The organism is Acidithiobacillus albertensis, assembly GCF_001931655.1.
In the GTDB taxonomy this organism is placed as follows: domain Bacteria; phylum Pseudomonadota; class Gammaproteobacteria; order Acidithiobacillales; family Acidithiobacillaceae; genus Acidithiobacillus; species Acidithiobacillus thiooxidans.
Map to the genome: position 1 here is coordinate 1 of NZ_MOAD01000029.1, position 9,079 is coordinate 9,079.

The window sequence follows — 9,079 nt, forward strand, 5'->3', positions numbered from 1 at the left end:
CGTGAAAGTCACATGATCCACCAACCACGGCGGAACCAATCCTAACGCGAGAGAAAACAGCTCTTCAGGGACCATCAGCTAACTCCTATTCAGGGCACGACCGCTCCACAGCATTCTACCCCCTACCCACTCAATCTGACGAAGAGCCTTCTCGGTATACCAAAAATCGGGCTTTTCTTCTGGTATATTCCATTACTTTCTGGATTGATATTGTCTGTATGGCTGGTACGATTTCTTAGTTTTGAGTCACCGTTAGTAGAGCGTATGGGATGGTTCATGTCCCCTCAGGAAGTTGAACCGCATTTTGTCCTGACTGAAACACAAAGAATGGAAGAGGTTTTTCGGTTAGAGATTCCTGAATATACAAGATTTGAAGAAGCCATACAGAATCCGTGGTTTTATGTTCGGCACCGTGCGGTGTGCACGGAAAGGAATAAAAAGACGTTATTTTGGCTGCGCCGGTTATTAAATAAACCGTTTTCTTCATATAGTGAACGTGAGAAGTTCATTCTACTTAATGTGCGAAACTTATATGATATGGCGCACAAACACACATTAGAAAAAAAGAATGGTTCATAGCATGTTTTTCTCAAAATTATTAGACACATACTATCTTGACTCGGTACGTCTTCGAAAGCAAAACATTGGTCGAGGTGTGAGTAACGAAGCTTATCCACGCACAAACGCAGCACTTGGAGAATAACGAGCATGTACACGCAAAATAAAATTTCAATACTACCGCAGCAACTCCCCAATGAATATTTTGAAGCTAAGAATATATTAGTGACTGGTGGGTTTGGCTTTTTGGGTGGACACCTTGTAAAGCACTTGGTGGAGTATGGCGCCAATGTTACCGTTGTGGATATCAACATTGATCCTACCCGCGATTCCATATTGAACTGTGCCTCTATGCAACTGCGATCCAAAGTGCTTGTTCAAGAGGCAGATGTGACTGACGCCGAAGCTATGAATAAAATTGTTTCAGAGGGCCGATTCCACTATATTTTCCACTTTGCCGCCTACGCAACGGTTGTCGAAAAAGCGGTTTTCGCACCGCAAGAGACCATCATGGCTAATACGATGGGTTGGGTTAATATACTCGAAGCCTGTCGCGTGGCTCCCTATAAAGTAAATATGGTTTTCTTGTCTTCTACTGACAAGGTTTACGGAGAAATGGAGGGGGATTCCTATTTCGAACATCTCACTCCCCTGCATGGAATCGGGATCTATGACTCAGCCAAACTAGCCGCAGATGTTTTCTCCCGAACCTATCATGAAGCATTTGGTATCCCTACGGTAACCCTGAGAATGTGTAACATATATGGTCCATGGGATTTTAATATTGGTTACCGCTTACTGCCAAAAGCTATGGTCAGCATTTTCGCCAATGAGGAGCCTCAAGCGCCAGAACTTTATTTTGATGCCATCGAACACCATCGAGATTACCTTTACGTCGACGACCTAATCCGTGCCATCCTTTTAGTCGCCCACTCCAAGGGGTGTCGTGGAGAAGTGTATAACCTGGCAGGAGGGACCTATATGTCAACCCCTTTGATGCTAAAAGCCATCGTTGAACAAGCTGCCGAGGTGGAAAGGGAATTTGACCAGGAACGTGCCGACACCATTATTGAAAATGGCATTGCGATTAAAGTACGTGCGAGTACATCTCCCGTACGTGCCATCACAAAACAACATCTGAATGGGGAAAAACTCCAGAATGCGACTGCCTTCGCACCTCAGTCAGATTTTCTGGAATCTATCAAAACGACGATTCGTTTCTATCGTAACCTTATGAAAACCGGATACCAGCACGAGGGTCAGTAAAATGAGCAACTTTTGGCTTGGACGACAGTGTCTGGTAACCGGTGGATCTGGGTTTGGTGGCTCACATCTGTGCGAAAGCCTGCTGGCTCTTGGCGCGCGAGTGTACATACTTGATCGTTGGTTACCAAAAAACTCCTATCTTGTCTTAGCCAACATTGCTCCGCAGGTGAATTATATACAGGGGGACATTCGTGATATTGATTTATTGCGTCAGACACTGCAACGATTCGAGATCAATACGGTGTTTCATCTTGCTGCCCAGCCCATTGTCCCTATAAGTAACGTACTGCCCTTTGAAACACTGAGCGTCAATACTGAGGGAACCTATACCGTTTTGGAAGCGATCAGAACCTCCGGGTGTGTCGACCGTCTGGTCTTTGCGTCCAGCGGGGCCTATTACGGAGCGACCAGCACGGACCATGCGATCACTGAAGGTCACCCGCCTCTTAGTGCGCAAAACATTTATGCGCCATCCAAAGTTGCTGGAGATGTGGCAGTCAGAACCTATGCAAGCGTATATGGGATGAAAGCTGCGTGCTGCCGGTTCATGAATACCTATGGCCCTGGTGACACCAACTTCAGCCGTATTGTTCCGAGGGCTATATCCAACATGATCACCAGTGCACCTTATGATTTTGGTACGCGCGATGATGGATCCTCACAGATCGACTGTCTGCATATCAGTGACATGGCCAGAGCATATATTGCTGTAGCGGAACATCTTGACTCGGAGGCAGGAGAGGCTTTCAACTTTGGATCAGGACAGCCTATCTCCACAAAAGCTCTTGTAACCGTAGCCAGCAAAATGTTCGGTGGAAAAGCGCTGACCCCCGTTTTTTCTGGTCCAATAAAAACCACGCCCTCTATTAAGTACCTGGATATTTCCAAAGCCTATTATAGTCTCGGATGGATACCTATGATTCCACTTGACGATGGGTTGGCGATGACGATTTCTTGGTACAAGCGTCACTGGCAGAACCTATAATCATGGAGCCGACTATGTCATCCGCAATCCAAGCCGAGTTTGCAGATGTACGCGATAGCGTGGTGCACAAGTGCCCCGCGACATGCTGCAAAAGGTCATTCGCGTAACAGCCGCTTACACAGTAAAAAGCATGTAACATTACACTAGAATATAAGGAGATGTTTGAATTTTGAGCCCTCAGTGGGTGAAATAGCCAATGTCTTGCCGTGTGGTAGCCCCGGCCTTTCCACTCTCAAGATCGGCAGCTGCAGACTAAGGGCGGGAATGACGTTCACCGATAGTATCATTTTATTAGGAATACTATAGTGTTATAAACACGGCGCTCGTATTATGGTTTCGCGATACATAGATGACGGGATGGAGTTAATATGTCACGCAGTCAACTTTGCGGAGTGGGCACCCTTGATGCCAGTCGCCCACTACTGTATTTCGGTGCGAAGCGGGCTATAGGACCGTGCGCGGTGCGTTTATGCAGCGAAGGATGGCATCTGCAGTACGCAGAGGATATCAGTGACCTGCAACGACTCTTGGCCACAGCAGATTTTAAAGTGGGGATCGTCGCTCTAGATCATCAAGCTATCATTGATAATGACCGGCGCTTGGTATCCGTCATCGCCAAGGCCGAGCAAATCCACTGGATCGCCTTGCTCCCTAGGGAGGCCATGGACTTACTCCCCTTGCGTGAGCTGATCGGTAGCACGTTTTACGACTACCACACCCTGCCCATTGATCCCAACCGGTTGCTGCACACACTTGGACATGCCTTGGGGATGGCAAAGATCATCGCGGACACGTTCTCGCTCGAAGAACGGGAGGTGCGCAACAATGGCGAAAGTGAAATGGTCGGCACCAGCCCACAGCTGCAAAAAGTGTTTAAGCGTATTCGCAAAGTGGCCGGGGTGGTGGCTCCCGTGCTGATTACCGGAGAAAGCGGCACGGGCAAGGAACTGGCCGCGCAAGCCATTCACAGACGCTCCCCGCAGGCCGGTGGCCCTTTCGTGGCCATGAACTGTGGGGCATTGTCCGCGAACCTCATCCAGTCCGAGCTCTTCGGTCACGAAAAGGGCTCGTTCACAGGCGCCCACCAGCGCAAAATCGGCCGCATCGAGGTCGCTTCCGGCGGCACCCTCTTCCTCGATGAAATTGGCGATCTGCCTATGGAACTTCAGGCTAACCTTCTACGTTTCCTGCAGGAAAAAACCATACAGAGGGTAGGTGGTGAAGAAGACATTAACGTAGATGTGCGGGTGCTTGCGGCCACACACGTCAATCTGGAAAAGGCTGTGCACGAGGGCCGCTTCCGCGAGGATCTCTACTATCGTCTCAATGTCCTGCAGATTAAAATGCCCGCCTTACGCGAACGTATCGGGGACGTGCCCCTGTTGGCCCAATATATCTTCCGCCACTTCGCCGACGAAAAAGGGTGCAGGGTCAAAGGGTTCAGCGAAGATGCTCTGTACATCATGAACCACTACGATTGGCCGGGTAATGTCCGCGAGTTGGTCAATCGGGTACGCGGAGCCATGGTAATGTGTGATAAGTCCCTTATCTCCCCTGTCGATCTGGGACTAGATCGAAGAAACAGCTTCTCGACCCGCTCGGTTACTACTCTGAGCGAGGCGCGCGACAAAATGGAAATTAACACCATTCGCACCGCGCTAGGCCACAACCGGGGCAGCGTCACACGGGCGGCGACCCAACTTGGCATCTCTCGTGTCACGCTATATCGTTTTATGGAGAAACACGGGATCAGTAGAATATAATGCCTTTCTTATTATGGCTGAAGTTTAGGTGGGTGGCCTCCTCACCATCCCCTGTAGGTGGCGGTATAGTTCGGCATATCCAGAGCAGAAGTCCGTAATCGCATTGTCTAGATTATTTGAGAATGACTAAAAACTCAGCGACAACGCTACTGGGGGCTGAGAACAAATTTACCGTGGCGGGTGCTGTGAAGCGGTTTGTGGATCTGCCGTATTGAGATAAATGTATCGCAAATGAGGAGTTCTTCCGGCGGATTCCTTCATGGCTAGCAGGCTGATTGCGCTGCATCAAAGGCCGGATATAAGGCAGCAACTCGACCACAATATGCCAGGTATCGAATCCTCTTTCACACAGGTGGAGGCATCGATATAAGTTATTTTCAGGAGATTACCATGACGACGATGGTGTATGTCCGTGTCGATGAATAACTTAAGGTTCAGGCCAAAGAAGCCTCTTATGTGGGCCATGGAGTTTGCTGTCTCGGATGCCGTTCGGGTTTTTTAACCCGGGTTGTAGCGGACAGAGGATGCTATTTGCTGCAGGTACCTACTGCAGAAATCCGGGAGGCCATGGTGAATCCTGTTTGATGAGGCGGCGGCGCACGATGCGCGATTTGAGACGGCGGATACACCTGTTGGCGCACTCGAGATTACTGCCCCCCGATTATGATGTTGCCGCTGGCCGCCGCCGTCATGCTGACGGGCCACGTGATTCCGTTGGTGGATAGTGTCGGATTTATGCCGGTATTATTGCCTAATATAATAGGGATCTGGGTAAACACGGTTGGGAACCTTTGCGTTTGCGCCGTTGCTGTGTTGTTCATGTAGCCAGTAAGCATAAAACTGACTACCTTGAAGACTCCCTGTAAAGGGGGAGTCATGACGATGGAACCGCCGCCAGTGCCAGCGATAGAAAAATTGGCGGTAACGGACACGGTGTTCAGGAACAGAGACCCTTGTGTATAAGCATTCCACGCCCCCCCGTTCCAGATGAGCTTGATATTCTGGGCGCTTCCGTTTCCACCCTGCATTATGTAAGTATAAACAGCTACGTTGTTTGGTAAATAAAAGGCCGGTTCTCCAGAAGTAACATTCGAAGCCACTGTGACATTGCCCGAATAATGGCCATAAACCGTGACGCTTTGCCCAATGTACTTCCCCGGCTCCACGGTTACCGTTATCGGTACAGGCAAGTTTTCAGGGTAAACCTCCGTGTTATTTGCGGTGGGGGTTACGGTAATACTTTTAGATGTAACTATAATTTTTGCTAACGGCGTAACATATTGCCCCATTGCCGCGCTGAACAGCATAAGGTTATTCGAACCTGGCCCAGCGATGCTTATAAACGACATATTATCGGCTGCCACATTGTAAATAAGAGAGCCATTTAGCGACGCTCCGAATGCGACATGAATATCATCAACGAATGGAAACGATGTATCGCGCTCGATGTCTAACACTCCGCATATGGAGTTTTCCTCTGTTGCCTTTCCTGATGCTGCGCCGCAGAAAATCGAATACGAGCACCCCTGTGTTGTCACACGCTGGTATGAAGCGATATGGCTGTATGACTCAGGAATCGTTATTGCGGATACACAATTTTGGATGAGTCCGTTGAGCCGCGCGTGGGAAGCATGCTGCAGGCCGTAATAATACCCGGTTATGTAGAACTTTTCCGCGTAGGATATTCCAAAATTACCCGGGCCAGGAAGGATCAAGCCCGTGGAGATAATTGTGGGTGGGACGAAGCCGCCAGGTTTGGAGTTTATGTCCGCCGTGACATCTTCAAACGAGCCGTTCACACATGAGTAAAGGTTTGCGCCTATGACGCCACCGTTGGTCTGCGTCTGAAACTTGATTTTTTTGAAGTGGATGCCCAAGTTTGTCCAGGACGGGGTGCCCGAGTTTTGGGCCACTGCTCCTATTAAGGACGGTAGCGTGCCGCTTCCTGTGGCTTGAGATAAAAGCACGGTTCCTGAGTTCGGAGCTACGGCCCCCGCTGCACGAACCGTGAAGTCACCGGAGATGACGATGTCTATGTATGGCCCAGAGGTTGACAGAATGGGCAGCGGGACCAATGAGTTAGTCCCATTTGTGGTTATAAAGTTAGTCCCAAGATTGTATCGAACGGCCCTTAGATGCAGAACACCTCCCCCTATGGAAACAAGGAATTCCAGTGCCGCGACAAACGCTGGCGCGTCGTTGGCCTCGCCGTTTCCGATCGCGCGGAAATGCTCGGGGGTTACTTTTAGGGGCAGCAGCAGCGGTTGAACGGACGTGATATTACTAGAATTGCTGGTCACCTGCGCAATAAGCACGTATCCGCTGGGCGCGGATGATCCAGCGGAGTAGTTCACCGATCCCGCGTTGTTGACGCTGACATAGATAGCACTGCTGGGAGGGTAAGTGTTGGTGAAAGCTGCCTGAGAAGCGATAATGACGCGGGTACCGTTCAGGTAAGCCGTGCCAGGGTTTAATGTGGCCGTCAGGCTCCCTGGATTCGGCACGGCGATGTTCAAGCCGGAAATAATGAAATTGGGGAACGCATCCAGATTCTTCGTCATTTTAAGTGGATAGCCTGAGATCCGGCTTATCCAAAATGAGGCAAGCCGTGTTGATAAACGTCTTGTAGGTGCGATAGCCCCGCCGAGTCTTGGCGGATTGGATAAGGCTGTTGAAGCCTTCGAGAATTCCGTTGGTGATCTGGCTTTCGAACCATCGGAGTACGCCGACCCAGTGATTCATGATGGTGTAGACGACCTTGACCATAGGCGATAGACCGCTGTTCTTGATGTTTTCGATCCAGACCTTGCGCGCGGTGGCGCCCTGGTGGCGATTCTTGACCGTGAATATATCCTGAAAGGTCAGCCAAAACTGGTAGGCCTGTGCCGTTTTGAGGTTCTGGTCTTTTTTGAGTGAGTTCTGCAGCTTTTTTTTCTGCTCAACCTTGAGGTTGCTATCATTTTTGAGCCAGTGCCATCGGGTCTTTACGAGGTCGAGCAGAGTGAGGACTTCCCCCTTGCGTACGACAACTACGGCCTCATTGACGAGATTCATGAGGTTAAAACGATCGAAGGTGATCTCAGCATTGGGCAGGTGCTCGGCAGCCTCTTTCTGGACGGCCGGCGAGAGGCCGGTGCCCATATTGGTAATCGCTTCCGCGCTACCTCCATGGACCTGTAGATCTCCGGAGATTTTCTCAAAGGTCTTGGCATCCTTGCCGGGAGTAGCAAACAACAACAAGAGTCGCCGGGCATTCAGATCAATGAATAGCGTGATGTAGCCATGACCGCGCCGACTGCTGGTTTCATCGACGCTGACAGCATGGACATTGGCCATATCCACCGCCGCACGAGCTTCGGGCACATAATGGTCAATCACTCGCCACAGGAGCGTGTCGGTCTCGCCGGCCATGCGGTCTGCCGTCAATACCGGCTTTCCCGCACCAGGGTCATGATCAGCGCTTCGAAGAGCAGGGTGAAATGTGAGCCTTTCCGTGCCAAGGAAACAGATATCTGATGAACACTATGCTCCGGGCACTTCACACGAGGTACGTGAGCATGGAGATAGGCTTCATGCTGGAAGAAATCCATGTGCCGCCAAGTGTGCACGGGTGTCATATACTACTCACGCCCCACCACAGACGGGGCAAGTTAAGCGACTGTCCTTGGGAAAGTTGATATGCAGATCCAGGCGTTTTTCCTCCACTGTGAAAGTCACATGATCCACCCCTTCGGCGGAACCAAGTCCTAACGAGAGAGAGACAGATCTTCCGGGACTATCATCAAACTCCTATTCAGGGCGCGAGTGCTCCACAGCATTCTGCCCCCTGCCACTCAATCAGACGAAGAGCCTGGCTCTGTAAGGGGCCTTATCTGCTCTTTTATCGCATGTGCCATCATATGCCATGACGATCTCTTTCTTTTGCCTATTTGTCGTCATGTCGGAATAATATAGTGCTATTCATCGGATCGCGCCATTCATTACTTGGCGCGTTGTGAATACGCCACCGGCGAAGCTGATGGCTTCTGGTTACTGCTGGAAGCCGGATTGGTCGGCAATAAGACCGACGACTGTCGCTCACACCTTGAAAAACATCCTCCGGTTCAGGGGCGAAGACACATGAAACGCCTCAATAGAGACCAGCCATAATTTCCGGCATGTGGAAGGATATGATTGGCACAGTCAACCAGATAGCTCCCTCGGGGTTCATTTTCTTTCAGCTGCTGAATGACCGCTTCCAGTCTGGGCCAGCCATCAGACGGCGCTGTTTCCTGCGGTCCAGTTTGGAAACTGAGAAGTGCGGGACTAACAGACATCGTTATTTGACGCTACTATCGGATCGCGTTAGCATTCACCGATGATCATGAGCTTTGCGGACAAGCAAACCGCCGCAGTCTTCGCTGGCCTGAAAGTGCGCCGCTTTGGAACGGAATTATTGCGGATGGCGCAGCGGAAACTGGCACAGTTGCATCGCGCCGGCCGGATCGAAGATCTGGCTGTACCGCCA

At 50.5% G+C, this 9,079-nt stretch carries 5 protein-coding genes and 1 pseudogene; 4 read left to right on the top strand and 2 right to left on the bottom strand.

Annotated elements, in window-relative coordinates:
- Positions 1–276: 276 nt before the first annotated feature.
- The 4 genes from BLW97_RS16550 to BLW97_RS16565 all read left to right on the top strand — a co-directional run bounded on the left by BLW97_RS16550 (position 277) and on the right by BLW97_RS16565 (position 4,572).
- A complete protein-coding gene (locus tag BLW97_RS16550) occupies positions 277–579 on the top strand; it encodes a hypothetical protein (RefSeq protein ID WP_075323985.1) in 303 nt (100 codons plus the stop codon).
- 129 nt (positions 580–708) lie between these two features.
- Entirely contained in the window at positions 709–1,824 is a 1,116-nt protein-coding gene (locus tag BLW97_RS16555) for an NAD-dependent epimerase/dehydratase family protein (RefSeq protein ID WP_031572457.1), read from the top strand.
- A gap of 1 nt (position 1,825) precedes the next feature.
- Positions 1,826–2,809 carry an NAD-dependent epimerase/dehydratase family protein gene (locus BLW97_RS16560; RefSeq protein ID WP_031572456.1) on the top strand — a complete coding sequence of 328 codons (984 nt, stop codon included), beginning with the start codon at positions 1,826–1,828 and terminating at the stop codon, positions 2,807–2,809.
- Positions 2,810–3,177: 368 nt separating this feature from the next.
- Entirely contained in the window at positions 3,178–4,572 is a 1,395-nt protein-coding gene (locus tag BLW97_RS16565; RefSeq protein WP_031572455.1) for a sigma-54 dependent transcriptional regulator, read from the top strand.
- Between the two features lie 647 nt (positions 4,573–5,219).
- Here BLW97_RS16565 and BLW97_RS16570 read toward each other — a convergent pair.
- Together BLW97_RS16570 and BLW97_RS16575 are read right to left on the bottom strand one after the other, a co-directional pair.
- The gene (locus tag BLW97_RS16570) at positions 5,220–7,133 is read right to left on the bottom strand and encodes a hypothetical protein (RefSeq protein WP_031572454.1); all 1,914 of its coding nucleotides are present in this window, start codon (positions 7,131–7,133) and stop codon (positions 5,220–5,222) included.
- Position 7,134: 1 nt separating this feature from the next.
- Positions 7,135–8,351 (bottom strand): annotated as a pseudogene (locus BLW97_RS16575) (ISL3 family transposase).
- Positions 8,352–9,079 lie beyond the last annotated feature (728 nt).

Bases quoted from the DNA above. Each gene is read 5' to 3' on its own strand.
- BLW97_RS16570 (WP_031572454.1), bottom strand. From the start codon at position 7,133: ATGACGAAGAATCTGGATGCGTTCCCCAATTTCATTATTTCCGGCTTG.
- BLW97_RS16555 (WP_031572457.1), top strand. From the start codon at position 709: ATGTACACGCAAAATAAAATTTCAATACTACCGCAGCAACTCCCCAAT.
- BLW97_RS16565 (WP_031572455.1), top strand. From the start codon at position 3,178: ATGTCACGCAGTCAACTTTGCGGAGTGGGCACCCTTGATGCCAGTCGC.
- BLW97_RS16560 (WP_031572456.1), top strand. From the start codon at position 1,826: ATGAGCAACTTTTGGCTTGGACGACAGTGTCTGGTAACCGGTGGATCT.
- BLW97_RS16550 (WP_075323985.1), top strand. From the start codon at position 277: ATGTCCCCTCAGGAAGTTGAACCGCATTTTGTCCTGACTGAAACACAA.